11 protein-coding genes are annotated in these 16,915 nt (G+C 65.2%); 8 read left to right on the forward strand and 3 right to left on the reverse strand.

Features of this window, described 5'->3' with window-relative positions:
* Positions 1–135: 135 nt before the first annotated feature.
* From QZY44_RS05005 to QZY44_RS05040, 8 genes are all read left to right on the forward strand, one after another.
* Positions 136–2,619 carry a DEAD/DEAH box helicase family protein gene (locus QZY44_RS05005; protein WP_295443092.1) on the forward strand — a complete coding sequence of 828 codons (2,484 nt, stop codon included), beginning with the start codon at positions 136–138 and terminating at the stop codon, positions 2,617–2,619.
* Positions 2,609–3,721, forward strand: coding sequence for a hypothetical protein (locus tag QZY44_RS05010; RefSeq protein ID WP_295443096.1), 1,113 nt, complete (start codon positions 2,609–2,611; stop codon positions 3,719–3,721). Before QZY44_RS05005 ends, QZY44_RS05010 begins: the two co-directional genes overlap by 11 nt.
* A gap of 596 nt (positions 3,722–4,317) precedes the next feature.
* On the forward strand, positions 4,318–5,127 hold the full coding sequence (locus tag QZY44_RS05015; protein WP_295443099.1) for a response regulator: 810 nt from the start codon (positions 4,318–4,320) through the stop codon (positions 5,125–5,127).
* Positions 5,128–5,165: 38 nt separating this feature from the next.
* Positions 5,166–5,546, forward strand: a complete 381-nt coding sequence (locus tag QZY44_RS05020; RefSeq protein WP_295443101.1) for a response regulator — start codon at positions 5,166–5,168, stop codon at positions 5,544–5,546.
* Positions 5,543–6,106: a chemotaxis protein CheW gene (locus QZY44_RS05025; RefSeq protein ID WP_295443103.1), complete on the forward strand. Its 564-nt coding sequence runs from the start codon at positions 5,543–5,545 to the stop codon at positions 6,104–6,106. The genes QZY44_RS05020 and QZY44_RS05025 overlap by 4 nt, the downstream gene beginning before the upstream one ends.
* A 3-nt stretch (positions 6,107–6,109) precedes the next feature.
* Positions 6,110–7,684: a methyl-accepting chemotaxis protein gene (locus QZY44_RS05030; protein ID WP_295443106.1), complete on the forward strand. Its 1,575-nt coding sequence runs from the start codon at positions 6,110–6,112 to the stop codon at positions 7,682–7,684.
* Positions 7,685–7,699: 15 nt separating this feature from the next.
* Positions 7,700–11,266: a response regulator gene (locus QZY44_RS05035; RefSeq protein ID WP_295443109.1), complete on the forward strand. Its 3,567-nt coding sequence runs from the start codon at positions 7,700–7,702 to the stop codon at positions 11,264–11,266.
* An 85-nt stretch (positions 11,267–11,351) separates the two neighbouring features.
* Complete coding sequence (locus QZY44_RS05040; protein WP_295443112.1) at positions 11,352–12,119, forward strand: bacteriorhodopsin; 768 nt, start codon at positions 11,352–11,354, stop codon at positions 12,117–12,119.
* Positions 12,120–12,122: 3 nt separating this feature from the next.
* Here the strand turns inward: QZY44_RS05040 and QZY44_RS05045 are convergent, their stop codons facing one another.
* The 3 genes from QZY44_RS05045 to QZY44_RS05055 form a co-directional block, all read right to left on the reverse strand.
* A complete protein-coding gene (locus QZY44_RS05045; RefSeq protein WP_295443115.1) occupies positions 12,123–13,850 on the reverse strand; it encodes an EAL domain-containing protein in 1,728 nt (575 codons plus the stop codon).
* A 15-nt stretch (positions 13,851–13,865) separates the two neighbouring features.
* Entirely contained in the window at positions 13,866–14,336 is a 471-nt protein-coding gene (locus tag QZY44_RS05050; RefSeq protein WP_295443117.1) for a chemotaxis protein CheW, read from the reverse strand.
* Positions 14,333–16,915, reverse strand: a 2,583-nt coding sequence (locus tag QZY44_RS05055; protein WP_295443120.1) for a response regulator, incomplete at its 5' end; no start/stop codon positions are given. The genes QZY44_RS05050 and QZY44_RS05055, both read right to left, overlap by 4 nt.

Below are 16,915 nucleotides of genomic sequence, written 5' to 3' on the forward strand. Positions count from 1 at the left end.
ACCGGCTAAAGCCTCGACCTCCGTTTGCGGACGGGTCGCGGATGGCCGGAACGATGATCAAACCCACGCCGCCCGTAGGAGCGGCCCCCCGGCCGCGACGGGTTGCCGCAAGCGTTGGTGGCCGGAATGATGATTATGAGTAAAGCTCCCATTAAGCGCTCCGGCCACGCCCGTCTCAAGGCGGCCTTGGTCCTGCGCGATGCCTTGGCCGGCGAAATCGGCTTGCGGCTCCCCGCGGCGATGGCCCAATTGCGAACGGTCGAGGAGACCTGCGGCGCCGCGCCCGGACTGGCGCAAGGCCGCTATCTGGAGGCACTGGCCTCACTGTCCCACGCGGACGGGGCTACGCTCACGCGCCTGGATAGTCAGGTCAGCCAGGCCTGTAGCCTGGTGCAGTTTGCGCCCCGCTATGCCCAATATCTGGCGCTGATGCTGTTCGCGTGCTGGGTCGACGCCCAGTTGGACGATCAGGAGGCGTTGCGCGCCCGGCTGAATGCGTGGCTGGCGGCTCATCCACCCAAGGGCGAATCGGTACCGGCCTTCACTCCGGGCGATCTGCAACTGGCGGCCTTCTGGATGGCCACGGCGGCCGGCAAGACCCACCTGCTGCATGCCTGTCTGGCCCTGCTGGAGCGCCGCCGGCCCTGGGGCCGGATGCTCGTGGTGACGCCATCGGAGGCCCTGACCCGCCAACACGCGGAGCGGCTGCGCCGACTTGGCACCTGGGATGTGTTCGCCTATCCTTTGGACGGCGAGGCCGCCGCCTTGGGGCGGTTGCCGCCGGAGACGGTGATTGTGCTCGACATCAATAAGCTGACCGCGCAGAAGCGCGGCGACGGGGTGACGGTACCTACCCATGTCTTCAGCGATGGCCGCAACCTGGTCTTCGTTGACGAGGGGCACAAGGGCCAGCGTGCGGAGGCGAGCGTGTGGAAGGCCCTCCAGGCAGACTTGGCCGGGATCGACGCCCCGGAGCCGACCCGGCGCGGACTGCTGATCGAGTTCTCCGCCACTTTCGGTCAGGTGGCAGAGGGTGAGCACGCCTTCGACCGCTATGCCAAGGCAGTGATCTTTGATTATGCCTATGACCGCTTCCATCGTGATCGCTATGGCAAAGACTTCTGGCATGTGCGGGTGCAGGCGGATGGGGATGCCGGCCGGGCCGCCCAGCAACAGACCCTGACCGCCGCGCTGCTGGCCTTTTGGCATCAGGTTGCCTGCTTTCGGTCCGCGGATGGCCGCCGCGCGGCGTTGGCGCAGGGGCTGGAGCTGGCCGCGCCGCTCTGGGTGCTGCTTGGACTCTCGGTCATCGGCAGCACCAAGAATGAGGGCGACAAGGAGCAGACCTCCGATGTGGTGGATGTTTTGCGGTTTCTCTGCGGCATTCTCGCGGCCCCGGCTGATCTAACCGACTGGCTGACTGCGCTGCTGGCGGCCGCGACGGTCAGTGCCGAGTCCGGCGTGGAGCTGCTCCCGCCCACGGTGCGTGGCGCCGCAACGGGTTACGCGCCGCCGGCACTCGCCGCCCAGCTGTTGGGCGACTGCTTCGGCTGGCAACCCGGCGACAAGCCGGTATTGCGCCTGATCGGCTCGACCGCCGGCGAGTTGGGGTTGGGCCTGCGCCGAGGGGATCAGACCCATTATTATGGGGTGGTGAATGTCGGGGATGCCGGCGGGCTCAAACGCGCCCTGGAGGCGGTGGGGCTGATGGTGGAGGAGGATGCACTCTCAGGGTCACTCTTCGCTGCCATCGACACCCCGGGGAGCGGGCTCAATTGTCTGATCGGGTCGCGGCGTTTCGCCGAGGGCTGGGACAACTACCGCGCCTCCTCGCTCACCTTGTTACGGCTGGGCCAGGGGGAAGGCTCGCTCATCATCCAGATGTTCGGGCGGGTCGTGCGTCTTGCCGGGGTCCATGGGGATGGCAAGCGGCTGGAGCGGCCCCCGGCGGTCCTAGCGCCTTTGCAGACCGCCTATGTCTATGGGCTGAAGTCCCGCTATCTGGATGCCTTTCTCAATGGCCTGATCGACAACGGGGCACCGGAAAGCCAACGCATCGAGTGTGCGGTGCAGGCGCATACGCCGCCCATCCTGCAGGCCGTGCGGGCCATCACGCCGGGGCGCGGTGAATTCCAGGTTGCCGCCCAGGGCGGCGCATGGTTGGCGGGACTCGGCACGGTCAGCGTGTCACTGACGGCCGCCATCAGCACGTCCAGACTCGCGGATGGTCAAGTCCAGACCCGCCAAGGCACGCTCGGTCAGGACATCACCGCGGAATTCCGTCAGCGGCTGAACCTGGTGGACCAGGACGGGGTGTGGCGCGACCTGATCGAGTGGCGGCGCGTGCAGCACCGATGGAATCTGACCTTCGATCGGGCCGCGATCGGCGCCGCTCTGGCGGACGGACATTACCAAATCCAGGGGCTGCCGGGGCAGTTCGCGGTCCGCACGGCGGCGGACTTGGCCCGCATCAACCGTTTGGCGACCACCCTGGTGCAACGCCTGCTGGAGGCCGCCGATCGGCGGGCAGAGAATCGGCTCAGCCGCTATGCCCTAACCGCGCTGACGGCCAGTGGTATACCGGATAGATATTTCAAGGAGATCGCCCATGGCGACTAAACGTCCGCCCGCTCCTGGGCAGCGTGAATTGTTCGGCGGCACGGCCTTGGACTGCCCAGGGATTGGGAATCTGCCCTTGATTGTGGACTCCCATTGTGCGGGCATCGAGGTGCTCGCCCCCGGCAGTGTCTATCAGCCACTGCTTCTCAAGCCGCGGGACGATCGGGTCGATGCCGGGCCGGGGACGCTGGATCTTAACGAAGAGGCCTTCGTGCGAGACCTGATCCTACGGCTCTATCCCGCCGGCAATCATCCCAAGGGGGCACGCACGCCGCTCAAATGGGGCGCGCATGATCTCTGGCTAAAACGCAATATCGAGAAGCGCAACGACTCTTTCCGCCTGCGGGTGGGCGATTCCGACTGGTTTTATCCAGATTTCATCGTCTGGATACTGGACTATGAGCGGCGCATCCAGACCTTCGGTTTCGTTGACCCCAAGGGGCTGGCCATCGGTGCCGGAGCCGGCTGGTCAGATTATAAAATGGTCGCCACCCTGTATATGCCCCATGTCGTAGAGCGGCAACTGGCGACATCCAATCAGCAAGTGGTCTACGCGGGGGAGCCCTGGACCTTCCGCGTTCGCGGTGTCTTGCTGTCCACCTCATCCTATGAGGGCCTGACGGCCCAGGCGAAATTCGCGATCAGAGATGAGACCGGACAGGATGTCAATCCCACAATGCAGGACTTTGGGCGCGGCCGGGTCCTGTTCCCCCGCGCCGACCGCAGTCATATCGATGATATCCTGCGGCTGTTGACCCAAGATACCGAGCTTGACCCGGTATTGGCACTCGCCGCGGCGGTGCTGGACGACACCAGTTATTTCACCCCGGAAGGGGAGTTACAGCATGAGGTCGCGCTGCGCCGGGGGGATTGCGATCAGCCGGAATGCACTTTCATCGGCGCCCTGCTGCGGGACTATCTGCGCGCCGATGCCCAGGGCCGCATCGGCGCCTCGGCCATCTGGCATCGGCAACGGCAATTGATGGATTATGCGCAGGCAGGCCATTTTGGCATCGGCGGCGAGAAGGCGACGGTGTTGCGTGATCATCCGACCCCCTGCGCGGAATTGTGGCGCCGCAAGCACCAGGCCACGGCATCCTGATGACTGCCGATTGGTCGCGCGCCGCCGCGCCACCGCGGCCCCCAAGGGCGCCATGGCCACATCTCGCGCCCCGATCATGGTGAACAGAGTGCCGATGTGGACCTTCCCTGCAAAGAGATAGCCTTTGTACCTGATATCTCGACAGACGCATGATGTAGGGGCGGGTTTGAAACCCGCCCCTACACCCGGCCATCACGTCCGAGCCTGATGTACGTCTACGGGCGGGTTTGAAAGCCGCCCTGATCCCTTTGGCTGACGCGGCGCGCATGGGGGCAACGGGTCCACACCAGCGCCGGCGCCAGGCGCCGCGGCTTGAGGTCGGACGAGAACTGGACCACAAAACCGACCGCGGAAGGTTGCGTCCTGTGTCTGCGTCGATTATTATAAAATCTTAATGTTCACAATGCGTGAAAGACCAACAGGCACCAGTCGGCATCAACGGATGGAACCTAACTCATTGATCGATAGATGTTCTGCGATCGTTGACGCGAACGCTGGCGATCTGTTGGCTGACGCCCCCCGACACGCCGCCCCCTCGATCTTGCCGCACGCGATCGACGATCCGACGTTGTAAGAAGTACAGCGGGAATCCCCCCATGGCCACCGAACATAAGAAGTTCACTATCGCCCTTTGCGGCTTTTCCGAGACGGAGGAAAAGAGCCTGGGGCGGGCCTTTCAGTTGTCCGAGGTGCGCACCTGCCACTATATCCCCTGGTCGCGCGGTCATGATCGTCCGGATATCTGCATCATCAACGAGGATATCGCCGTCGGCGTGCAGGACTGGACGGCGTTGCGCGGCACGCTGCCGGGCGCCAGTTTCCCGGTGGTGCGGGTGGGCATGACGGATAAGGCGTCACACCTTTTCGGCGGGGTCGTCAACGTCTTTTTCAAGCGGCCGGTGCTGGCGAACCGGATACTCAAGGCCCTGGACGATCTGGTCGCAGAGGTCTATCACTATGCCCCGGAAACGGACATCAGTGACCATATGTCCACGCAGGTCGTGGCCGATCACGTCGAGAATCCGGCCCCCGCGGTGGCGGCCTCGGCCAAGCGCATCCTGGTGGTGGACGATAGCGAATCGGTCCGCAAGATGATGGAGGTGCGGCTCGGAATGGCAGGGTACGCCGTCGACTTTGCCGAAACCGGCGAAGAGGCCCTGGCCAAGGCGGGCGACTACAATTACGATCTGATCTTCCTCGACGTCATGCTCCCGGGCATCAACGGCTACGAGGTCTCCCGCACGCTGAAGAAAAAGATGCGGGTCCAGGCCCCAGTGGTGATGTTGACCGGCAAGACATCGCGGTTTGACAAACTCCGCGGGACACTCGCCTCGGCCGATGTCTACCTGACCAAGCCCCTGACGATCGATCACCTGAACGCCACGCTGCAACGCTATTTGAAGTAAATTGATACGAATGCCATTGCAGTCACACGAGGTCAAGTATGGCGAAGCTACTTGTTGTTGATGATTCTGCTACCGAGCGCGATCACTTGAGAGAGGTCCTGGTGAAGGCCGGTCACACCGTGGTGACTGCCGTGTCGGGGCAAGCGGTCGTGGCGTTGGCACAAAGCGAACGGCCCGATCTGATTTTCATGGATATCGTGATGGAGGGTGTGGACGGCTATCACGCGACGCGCGCGCTACGCGAAGACCCGACCACCATGCATATCCCGGTGGTCGTCGTCAGCAGCAAGAATCAGAAGGCCGACAAGATGTGGGCGCAGTTGCAGGGGGCCAAGGGTTATATCGTCAAGCCCTATGCGGCCGAGGAGATTCTGAAACAGATCGCGCATTTGCTGGGCGGGGGCGCCGCTGCGTCATGAACGAGGTCGATGCCCCAGCGGATGCGACCACCCGCGCCGATGCGCCGATTTGGCCCTGGCTGCCGGCGTCGCTCGATGCAACGGACCAGACCCAGCCGATCGGCGATTTTCGTCACGTCTTTCGGATCGGCCAACGCTGGCTGCTGGTCCCCGCGGGGATGCCGGGGGAGGTCTATCCGCCGCTGCATTGCGCGCGCCTGCCCTTTACCCACCCTTGGTGTCTGGGGCTCGCCAGCTTCCGCGGCGATCTGGCGCCGGTCTACGATCTGGGCGCCATCGTCAACGAGCGCACGCCCGAGCCGGGCCGCTATTTTCTGCTGCTGGGGCGACGCGATACCTGCGCGGCGCTCGGCATTGATGAAGTCAACGGGATTACGGTCCCGCCGGACACACCCATTACTTGCCCACCCCCATTGCGTGGGCTGCCATCCGAACTCGCCCGTGGCGCACTGGCGGTGGACGGGACCAGTTATGTCGAGGTCGATCTCCTCGGCTTGCTCGAACTGCTGGCCGAGCGCGCGAGTCTACTTCAGGCCAGTCCCCTCACGTCGGAAGAATAATCCATGACACTCAGCGACATCTCCATTTCGGCCAGACTGACCATTGCGACGACCGCGCTGGTATTGCTCGTATTCGTGCTCATTGCCGGCTCTGTGTTGTTAAGCGTGAACGGGTTGTACCAGGAACGCACCGAAGTGACGCAGACACTGCACCCGGACCAAAATCCCGAACTCGCCACGCTCCTCAAACAAGTGCCACCGCAATTCCAGGCCGCCGCCAATCGCTACTTGACGCAGCAGCTGGAGTCGATCCAGACCGCCAAGGCCAACCAGCGCCAGGTTGCCATGGCACTGCTGGTGGCGGTACTCCTGCTCGGCGCCCTACTCACCGGTCTGGTGTTCTATATCACCCTGGTCCGGCTGGCCACGCGCTTTATCCTCAAGCCGGCCGAGCGTATTCGCGACGGTCTGAACCGGATTCGCGGCGCACTCAAGGGCATGGAGTTGCGGCGCGACTTTTCCGAACGGCTCGATCCCGGCGCGGAGGACGAGCTGGGAACGACCGTGGTGGCCTTCAATAAGGCACTCGATTATCTCGAGCGTCAGAACGATCAGCTGAACGACTCCATCATCGAGATGCTGCAGATCAGTAGTGAGATCAGCCAGGCGCGCGACCTGACGCTGAAGCTGCCGGTCAAGGAAGACATCACCGGGCCCCTGGGCGATGCCTTGAACCGCGTCACCTCCGAGAGTGCGCGCGTCCTCGTGCAGGTGCGTGAAATCGCCCAGCAGGTCGGCCAGGCCTCTGCCGAGGTACAGGCGCAGGGGCGTCAGGTGGTGGCGGTGGCCGATGCCGAACGCGCACAGATCGAGCAAACGGCCAACGACCTGGCGCAGACCGTCGAGGCCATCGACCACATGGGCGAACTGGCACAGTTTTGCAGTGATGCCGCCAACAAGGCCACACAATCCAACGACGAGGCGCTGGCCTCGGTCAAGGGCGCGGTGCAGGGCATGGGCAGCATTCGCGCATCCATTCAAGAGACCGGCAAGCGCATCAAACGCCTGGGCGAGCGCTCGCAGGAGATCAGCGGCATCGTCGACATCATCAATAGCTTCTCGGAGCGTACCCACGTGCTGGCCATCAATGCCTCGATGCAGGCGGCCACCGCCGGCGAGGCCGGGCGCGGCTTCGCCGTGGTCGCCCAAGAGGTGCAGCGCCTGGCGGACAGTTCGCGCCAGGCGACCAATCAGATCGCCACGCTGATCCGCAATATCCAGGTCGAGACTCAGGACACCATCCAGACGGTGAATCAGGCGACCGAGGCCGTGGGCAACGAGTCCCGTACGATCGAAGGCGCGGGCGATCGGATGCTGGCAACCCAGCAGACCACGGCCAACCTGGCCGAGGCGGTACGACAGATCGATGCCAGCGCCCAAACGCAGGTCGCCGCCAACCGCACTCTGATGACCCGCGTCGACGCGATGCGCGCGAGCACGGTCGAGACCACCGATCAGATCGATCAGCAGGCTGCCGAGACCAATAGCCTGGTAGGTTATTCCAAGCAACTACTCGATTCGATCGGGCTCTTCCGCTTGCCGGCACCAGCGCGGGCGAATGAACCAGGCCGGGCCTAGGCGAGGGACCGGACGATGAACCCGGTTGCTTTTGCCAAGGTCTTTGCCGCCGCCTTACCCGCGGCTCAAGAAGCCATTGAGTTAGCGGGAAACCCAGCGGCAGCGCAAGATGACCGGCTGACGGCGGCGAACGCATTCGCCGAGTCACTGGGCGATCTGTGGCCGTCGGCCGAGGAACTGGGACCGCATATCACGGAGCTGCTGGCCGTCATTGATGGGCTGGTCAGCGGTCTGCCACACCGCGCGGCGGGCAGCGATTCGGCGGGGGTGGCCGCCCTCGAGGTCATGGCCTTGCTGGAGGCCCATCTCGCGGAGCCGCATGATCAGGAGATTGTCGATGCGCTCATCGAACTGGCAGGCTCCGAGGCCTTCGACCCGCCGTTGAGCCCGGAGGCGGCGGCCCTGTGGCACGACCATGTCGCCGCGGGCGATGGCGCCGCGCCGCTTGCCCCGGAGACACCGATGGTGGCGGCAATCAGTGATGATTTGGCCGCACCCGTCGCCGCGGAGCCGCAGGACGATGCGGCTGATCAGGAAGCCGCCGGCGCCGACGCCGCCGAGGAGATCACTGCGCCACCGCAGTTCCCGTCCAGGCCAGTCGCCAGCGCCCACTCCGGGGAACTGAGCGACGACGCGCTTGAACTCCTTGCCATCCTGGCCGCCGCCGTGGAGGACAACGCGCAAGACTTCTTGCACCGCGTCGCCGATATCGCCCGGGCGACGCGGGCCGCCGACCGCACCGCCGCGGCCGAGGCCGGCCGGGAAATTCTGGAGCGCTTCGCCGAGGCCTCCGCCGATGTCGGTTTCGCCGGCTTTGGCACCCTGTGCGCCGGCCTTGCGGAGCAGATGAGTGCACGCTCCCCCAAGAACCCCTGGCCCAAGTCACTGATCGGGGACCTGAGCCAGCTACCCCAGCGGATGCTGGACTATCTGGCCGGGCCGTTGGCGCAAGCCCCACGAACGGCCCTGGTCGCGACCCTGGCCCATCCACGCTGGCCCGAACCGCTCGCCTTGGAGCGCACCGCGGAACTCGCCCAGGCGCTCTATGACGATCCGCTCGCGCTTGAGACCGAGACCGGTCCGCAGCGGGTGGCCGCGGTGCAGGACGAGGACCTTTCATTAGCCCCGGCAGACGATATGGACGACAGCGTGCTGGCCAGTTTCCGGCGCGAAGGACCGGATATGGCCCAGCGGTTGGCGACTGTCATCCAGGTCATCCTACGCGGCGGCGCCGTCGAAGACGCCCTGCGACAGGCCCAGCGCTATGCCCACACCTTGAAAGGCTCCGCCAATGTCTGCGGGGTGCGCGCCGTCGCATTCCTGGGCCATCACCTGGAGGACCTGCTGGAATTTCTGACCGAGCAGGAACTGGCCCCCAGTCCGCCGCTCGGCGAGACCTTGGTCGCGGCGGCGGATGGGCTCGCCGCGATGTTCGATGTCATCAATGGCCTGGAAAGCCACGATCCGGAAGCATTTCGGCCGATCGTACAACAAGTGCTGGACTGGGCGAACCGCATCGACCAGGAGGGCGCCGCGGCACTGGAGTGGACCGAGCCGCTCAAGGCGCCAGCCGCTGCGACATCGGCGACCCCCGCCGCCGCAAGGGCCGGCGCCGCGGCGGACTCGGTCACGATGGCCTCCCTGGTGACGCCGGAAACCTTGTCTGGCGCCCTGGAGTCTCCGGCAGCGCGGGTCACGACGGCATCCATGGTGACGCCAGAAACCTTGTCTGGCGCCCTGGAGTCTCCGGCAGCGCGGTCAAGGGGGGGGACCGTGCAGGACGCCGAGGACGCCTACCTGCAGGTCCCGGCCCAGGCCATCGTCAACCTGCTGCGGCTGGCGGGCGAGATGTCGCTGGCGCTGTCGCAATCGGCGGAGCAGATTCGGCTGGCACAACGCACATTGCAGGAATCCGCCGAGATCGATCTGCGCAATTTGCTTCAGGTCACTGAACTCGAAAAGCTGGTCGACCTGCGCGGGCTGGCATCCGGGGGCGCCGCCGCCGCATCCACCTATGACCCGCTGGAGTTGGACCAGTACGACGAGATGTATATCGCCACCCGGCGGCTCAACGAGGGGGTGAACGATGCGCGTGATCTGGTGCAGACCCTGAACGGGACTATTGGCAGCCTGGATGAGTTGGCCCAACAGCAGATCAAGCTGAGCCAGGAGCTGCGGCAATTGACCATGGCCACCCGGCTGGTGCCGGTCAGCTCAGTCGTCGGGCGCCTGCAGCGGGCGGTGCGCCAAACCTGCCGGGCGACCGGGAAGGAGGGCGAGCTGAAGGTCCAGGGCAATGAGGTCCAAGTCGATGGCGACGTACTCGACCGGCTCATGCCGGCCCTGATGCACGTGGTACGTAACTCGGTCGATCACGGCATCGAACCGGCCGATCAGCGCGCCGCTGCCGGAAAACCGGCCGAAGGCGAACTCACGATCGCGTTTCGCCAGTCCGGCGACCAGATCGAGGTGACCTTCAGCGACGATGGCGCCGGTCTGGATCTGGAGCGAGTCAAGAGCAAGGCGATCCGGCTGGGGCTGCTCGCCGCCGATGCCGCACCCACCCCCCAAGAATTGGCCTTACTGACGCTGCGCCCCGGCTTCTCCACGCGTGAGCAGGCCACCCAAACGTCCGGGCGGGGTGTCGGCATGGATGTCGTCGCCAACACTGTCAGGGCACTCAATGGCTCGCTGACCATCGAATCGCAGCGCGGCGCCGGCTATCGACTACAGGCCCGCTTCCCGTCTTCGCTACAGACCATCTATTGCCTCTTGATCCACTGCAACGGCGAGCCGTTGGCCATGCCGGCCAATGAGGTGCGCTTCGCCGTGCTGGCCGCCGAGGGCGAGATCTCCGAATGTGCCGAGGGTTGGCAGTTTCGCCATGCGGAAGACACCTATCCGCTGGTCCACATCAACACGCTGATTGGGCTACCGACGCGCGCACCGGACGTGAAGGGCGCCGTGGTGCTGATCGTCGTGTCGGATCGCGGCGACCAGGCGGTGATGGTCGACGAACTGATCGACGGGCGCGAACTGGTGGTCAAGAAACTGGGGGCACTGGTACCACCCATCCCTGGACTCCTGGCCGCCTCGATCCTCGGCGACGGCCGGGTCGTTCCCATCGTCGAACTGCGTGCCATGATGCGCGTCGTCTCCAATGTCGATCTCTCGACCCTGGCGCACGCGCAGGACCTGGAGCAGATCAAGCTGCCGACCGTCCTGATTGTCGATGACTCGCTGTCCATGCGGCGCGTATTGGCCCAACTCGTCACCGATGCCGGCTATCATGCGCTGACTGCGCGCGATGGAATGGACGCCCTGACGACACTGAGCCGGGAGCCGGCGGACGTGCTGTTGGTCGACATGGAGATGCCGCAGATGAACGGTCTGGAGTTGACCACCCACCTGCGCGCGCAAGCGCCAACGCGCCGCCTACCGATCGCCATGATCACCTCGCGCTCCACCGAGCGGCATCGGCGCGAGGCCATCACCGCCGGGGTCGATCGCTATTTCGTCAAGCCTTATCATGACGAAGAGGTCCTGGATTTCATACAACAGGCGCTGGAGCAGGTGTCGTAATGGTGCGCACCTGGTATACCGTACGCATTGCCGCCGATGAGCAATGCGCCGGATCGACAATTGGCTCAGATCGGAAACCGATAAGATGACCACGCTATTTAACTTGACCTATTACTCGTTCCTGACCTGCGGCATCGCCGCCCTGGCGGCGGTCATGTATTTCCTGACCCAAATCCCGCAATTGACCGGAAGACTGCGCCTGCTGGCCCTGCTCAATGTCGGCATCTGCACGGTGTCCGCCGTCCTGCATTTCTATTTCTTCACCCGCCTGCAGCCCATCGCGGGCACGGCGAGCATCGCTGAGATGACATCGGCCATCAGTTCGCTGCCGCTGGTGCTGCGTTACGCCTATTGGTTGGCGACGACCCTGGTACTGATCAGTATGTTCCCTCTACTGATGGGCCTGGAGCGCGTCGGCATGACCTTCCTGCGCAACCTCGCACTGACCGATGTCGGGATGATCGTCACTGGCTATTTCGGTGAGTATGCGACCCACGCCCATGTTGGCGAGGGCCTACCGCTGTTTGCCCTGTTCTGGTTCACGGTCAGCGGCTTGCTGTTTGCCTACATGACGATCTCGATCTTCGAGGTACTGCGGCGCCTGCCGGGCTCGGAGATGGTCCCCGCCCAGCGCGATACGCTCGCCTACATGTTCTTCTTTTTCCTGATCGGCTGGTCGATCTTTCCGGCGGGATTCTTCTATGCGCTGGTCTTCGATCCCAGTGTCAGCGTGGTGCTGCGCGAGTTCACTGTGAACATCGGCGACATCGTCAACAAGGTGATCTGGGGCCTGCTGGTGGTCTACACCGCGGTGGAGATCGCCAAGGCCGAGCGCAGCACCGCCGCAGCGTAACGATCACTCCGTCACCAGCTCATCCCAGTCAAAGAGCAATTCCGGGCGCGGGGCATAAATGACCGCGCCCTGCGCATAGCCAACACCGCTGGCCCACACCGGGGCGACCAGCGCGGCAGAGTCGACGCCGCTGGCGATCACCTGCGCCTGGCCGCGGTTGAGGCGCTGGACCAACTGGTTGAATCGATCCGCCTTGAGTTGCTGTAGCACCCCCGGGGCAAGCCTCACGAAGGGCGGTTTGAGCTCATTAACCAACTCCAGGGCCACCGCCGTTTCATCGACACCCGCCAGACAGACCTGAATACCGATTTTGCGCAACGCGGCGATGACGGCGCCGGCGCAATGGCGGTGCCGCAGCAGGTCCTGTAGGTGCAGATCGACGATGGGGCAACGCTCAATCAGGGCGTTGCTCACTATCTGGGCGCGCAGCCACGCCAGAGCGCCAGCATCCATCAGGCTCTCCAGGTGCTGGCGAATGAAGAGCCGCAACCTGGGCTGGACGGCGCCTTGCTGCGCGAGGACCCCCAACGCGTGGAGCATGGTCCAGCGATCGATCGCATTGCTGCGGCCGGCGCGTTCGGCCAGCGGCAGGAAGTCCGCCGCTTCGATCAAGGTGCCATCCCCCGCGTCCAGGCGCAGCATGACTTCCACGTGACAGAGCCCGTGGTGCCCAATGGCCACCATGGGCTGGTAGAAGATCTCGAAACCGCCCGTCGGATCGGATGCGACCAGCGCACGCTCGATCAACTGGGTCAGCAGTCGCTCGTGAGCCACGTCCGGCGCTGCGGCTACCGTGGGGTCATCAACCACCACCCGATTGCCGCCGCCCGCCGCCGCCTCGGCGCAGGCCCGCTCGGCGCGCTTGATCATGGTCACGACGTCTCCCGCGTCGGGTCGCAAGCGACCGATCCCGATACTCACGCAGATGATCACGGGGTGACCGTCCACCTGGAAGGGGGAATCTGCGATCAGGCACCGCAAGGCTTCCGCAACCTTCACGAGTGCTTGCGCATCGCCGCGGTGAACTAACAAGGCATGACGATAGTCGTCCAGACGCGTGGCCAGATCCGCTTGCCCTAGATGCGCCCCGATCAGACCACCGATATGGTCCGCCGCCAGGTCGGCTGCGCCAGTCCCCCAGCGTGCGTTGAGCTGAGTGACACCATCCAGGGCGACGACCAAGAGACCATGACCAGGCTCAATGCCGTCGGGCCCGGCGATCACGCGCGCCAGGCTGCGCATGAAATGGCGGCGGCGGGCCAGCCCCGTATCCGGGTCCAGATGATCGGCTGCCGGCACGGGCGCATTGATGGCGGGCATGCACGCGATCCGCTGCGTCACGGCACCGACCAAGGATTCCGGTCGCAGCGGCGACGCACCGTCGGCCACGGCACCCGCACCGGGGGTCGCGGTGCGCGGTTGCCGGCGATGGTCAACGTCGCAAACGAGCAGCGGCACGAGCCGAACAGTGCCCGGCCCGCGGGCGACGGCAACCAACTCCAAGCCGCTGGTCGCCGGAATGGGGGCCGGAGCCAGGATCAGATCGGGCTGAAAGGACCCCATCAATTCCACCAGCTCGCAGGTATCGGTGAGCGTCTGCACCACGCAACCCGCGGTCTTCAGAATGTGCTCGGTCAGGAGTGCCCGCATCGCACTGTCATGTACGACGATAACCCGGGGAGCGCCCGGTCCGCCTGCTGCGGCTTGGCCCGTCTCTGAATCGCCGTTCATCGCACCGTCCCCGAATCAACCGGTAATCGCCCGCAGGGCACGCTGCAGCGCATCAAGGTCCACCAGACCCGCCGGGCGGCCCAGGACACGGAGTGCAACCTGGATGAAGAGGCCTTCGGCCGCCGCGCGATGGCCGGTCTCGGCGCTGAGACCGTCCGGAGTGACCCGCTCCAAGCGCGGCATCCCCGGGCTCTCAATGGCGAAGAACGGGGCCGCGCTCTCGCCGCCGCCCGGGGCAAAACACACGGCCGCATAGGCGCGGTGGGTCGGCCCGGTGAAGGCGGTTGGGCGCACGAGGGGCAGCCGCAGGCCGCGCCAGCCAAGATACCCGCGCAACCACTCCGGTGCCCTCGGCCCGGGCTCGCCCACAGGGTCTGCGCGCACAATCTCGGCCACGGCCGCCGCGGGCAGTAACAAATCCCAGGGGTCTGGATCGGACCACACCGGCAGGAGTAAGACCCGTAGCCCTTGCGAATGCGCCTTCACTGCCGCTGCTCCGCAAGTAAGGAGCTGATCTCGTCGAGTAATTCAGATTCCCGGTAGGGTTTTCCGAGGAAGCGGTTGACGCCCAGCGACAGTGCATGGTCGCGGTGCTTCTCGCCGGTACGCGAGGTAATCATGATGATCGGCAGGGTCCGCAGCCGCTCCGAGCGGCGGATGTGACGGGTCAGCTCATAGCCGTCCATACGCGGCATCTCAATATCCAACAGCATCAAGTCGGGTACACGCTCGGCTAGCATGGTCAGTGCCTCCACTCCGTCCTTGGCAGTGAGTACCTCGATATTGCGATTACGCAGCATGCGGGTGGTGACCCGGCGCACGGTCAGGGAGTCGTCCACCACCATGACACACCGCCCAGAGGTCGTGCCCGCATCCGCTGCCGCTGCCGAGGCTGGGCGCGGTGACAACTGCTCATGGACCGCGCCGGAGCGCAGCAAGGCGAGGATATCCAGGATCAAAGCGACCCGCCCGTCCGCCAGGATAGTGCCGCCGGCGAGCCAACGCAGCGCGGCCAACTTGGCGCCCAGGGGCTTGACCAGGACCCGCGCACTCTCGATCAAGGTATCCACTTGCAGGGCGACCCGTAGATCGCCGGCCCGCACCAGCAGAAGCGGCAGCCAGCGGGACTCACCCAGGTCCGGTGGTACCCGGGGATCGAGCAGGCTGCCCACCGCGGCGACCCGGTAGGCCTGGCCGCGGTAGTCAAAATCCTTCCCCTTATCCTGGTAGATGGCCGCCAGTTCCTCCCGGCCGATCCGCGCCACCGCCTCAATGGACGCATAGGGCACTGCGTATACGCTGCTCCCAACGCCCACCAAGAGCGCCTTCACGATAGCCAGGGTCAGCGGCAGCCGGATGCTGAAGCTGGTCCCACGCCCGGGGAAGGAAACGAGGTCGATGGTCCCGTTGGCGACCTTGATTTCGGAGGCGACCACGTCCAATCCGACCCCGCGACCCGAGATCTGGGTCACCTGTTCCTGGGTGGTGAAGCCGGGCTCAAAGACGAACTGCATCAGCGCCGCGTCCGCCAACGCCACTTGGGGGGCCAACAGACCACGCGCCACCGCCAGGCTGCGAATCGCTGCCAGATCGAGCCCGGGGCCATCATCGGCGATCTTGATGATCACGTCGTTGCCCTCCCGACTCAGCTCCAGGGTCACCTGGCCGGTGGCGGGTTTGCCGGCGGCGGCACGCACCGCCGGCGACTCCAGTCCGTGGTCGACGGCATTGCGCAGCAGGTGCTCCAGGGGTGCTTCCAGGCGGTCGAGGATCGCACGGTCGAGTTCCACCTCGGGCCCGATCACCTCCAGCCGGGCCGATTTTCCCAGGCTGTCAGCGGTCTGGCGCACCAAGCGATGCAGCCGCGGGACCACTTGGACGAAGGGCACCATGCGGGTGCGCAACAGCCCGTCCTGCAGGTCATCGGCGAGGCGCGCCTGCTGCGTCAGCAGGTCAGTGGACTCGCGTTGGTACCCGCCCAACACATCCCGCAAACTCACCAGGTCATTGACGGTCTCGGCCAGGCTGCGGGAGAGCTGTTGGAGGGTCGAGAAGCGGTCCAACTCCAGCGGATCGAAGGCCGGGCCCTCCGCCCCGGGCGCCTCCTCACGCTCAAAGCGAAAGAGAATCTGGGTCTCGGTCTCGATCTCCAGTTGTCGCAATTTCTCGCGCAGACGCATCACGGTCTGGTCCAACTCCCCGAGACTGAAACCCAGCATGCCATTGCGCTGACTGAGGCGGGCGCGGTAGAGGCCGATCTCACCGGCATTGTCGACCAGTCGGTTGAGCAGATCCGAGCGCACCCGGATCTGCGATACGGTCGCGCCCCTCGCGGCCGTCCGTCTGGCGCCGCCGCCGGTGTGGAGCACACTCGCCGCGGCGTCAGGCTCTGGCACAGCTTGCGCTATGACGGCATGCCGCATGGCCAGGTCAGGCGCTTGCACCTGCGCGTCGGCGCGCAACTGCAGCGGCATGCTCAAGGCCTTCGCCAAGGCCGTGGCACGCGGAATCGGCGCGTGCTGCTCCAGCGCATCCAATTGAACTGACAGCGTATCCACGGCCTGCTGGGCCAGTTCCAGGGTGGTGTCATCAAAGCGCCCATGCGCGTCCCCGATCGCCGTCAGCCGGGTCTCCAAGGCATGGCTCAAGTCGCCGATGGCCGGCAGGTCCGTGAGGCGGGCACCACCCTTGAGTGTATGCAGCAGGCGGTTGATACCATCCAGAATCCCTACTTCCTGAGGGGCCAGCTGCCAGGCACGGATCTTGGTATCGATCCCATCCAGCAGGTCCCGTGCCTCCTCCATAAACAGGGCCACCAGCTCCGGATCGTCAGGATAGTCGTCCTGGTCCTCCAGGTCCGGCACCACCGCGGGTTCCGGCACCACCACGGGCTCCGGCACCACCACGGGTTCCGGCACCACCGCGGGTTCCGGCACCACCACCGGCTCCGGCACCACCACCGGCTCCGGCACCACCACGGGTTCCGGCACCACCACGGGTTCCGGCACCACCACGGGTTCCGGCACCACCACGGGTTCCGGCACCACCACGGGTTCCGGCACCAC

The organism is uncultured Thiodictyon sp., from assembly GCA_903837595.1.
GTDB lineage: Bacteria > Pseudomonadota > Gammaproteobacteria > Chromatiales > Chromatiaceae > Thiodictyon.

Coding starts and splice junctions, on each gene's coding strand:
- QZY44_RS05005 (WP_295443092.1), top strand. CDS start 136: ATGAGTAAAGCTCCCATTAAGCGCTCCGGCCACGCCCGTCTCAAGGCG.
- QZY44_RS05025 (WP_295443103.1), top strand. CDS start 5,543: ATGAACGAGGTCGATGCCCCAGCGGATGCGACCACCCGCGCCGATGCG.
- QZY44_RS05040 (WP_295443112.1), top strand. CDS start 11,352: ATGACCACGCTATTTAACTTGACCTATTACTCGTTCCTGACCTGCGGC.
- QZY44_RS05035 (WP_295443109.1), top strand. CDS start 7,700: ATGAACCCGGTTGCTTTTGCCAAGGTCTTTGCCGCCGCCTTACCCGCG.
- QZY44_RS05020 (WP_295443101.1), top strand. CDS start 5,166: ATGGCGAAGCTACTTGTTGTTGATGATTCTGCTACCGAGCGCGATCAC.
- QZY44_RS05010 (WP_295443096.1), top strand. CDS start 2,609: ATGGCGACTAAACGTCCGCCCGCTCCTGGGCAGCGTGAATTGTTCGGC.
- QZY44_RS05030 (WP_295443106.1), top strand. CDS start 6,110: ATGACACTCAGCGACATCTCCATTTCGGCCAGACTGACCATTGCGACG.
- QZY44_RS05015 (WP_295443099.1), top strand. CDS start 4,318: ATGGCCACCGAACATAAGAAGTTCACTATCGCCCTTTGCGGCTTTTCC.
- QZY44_RS05045 (WP_295443115.1), bottom strand. CDS start 13,850: ATGAACGGCGATTCAGAGACGGGCCAAGCCGCAGCAGGCGGACCGGGC.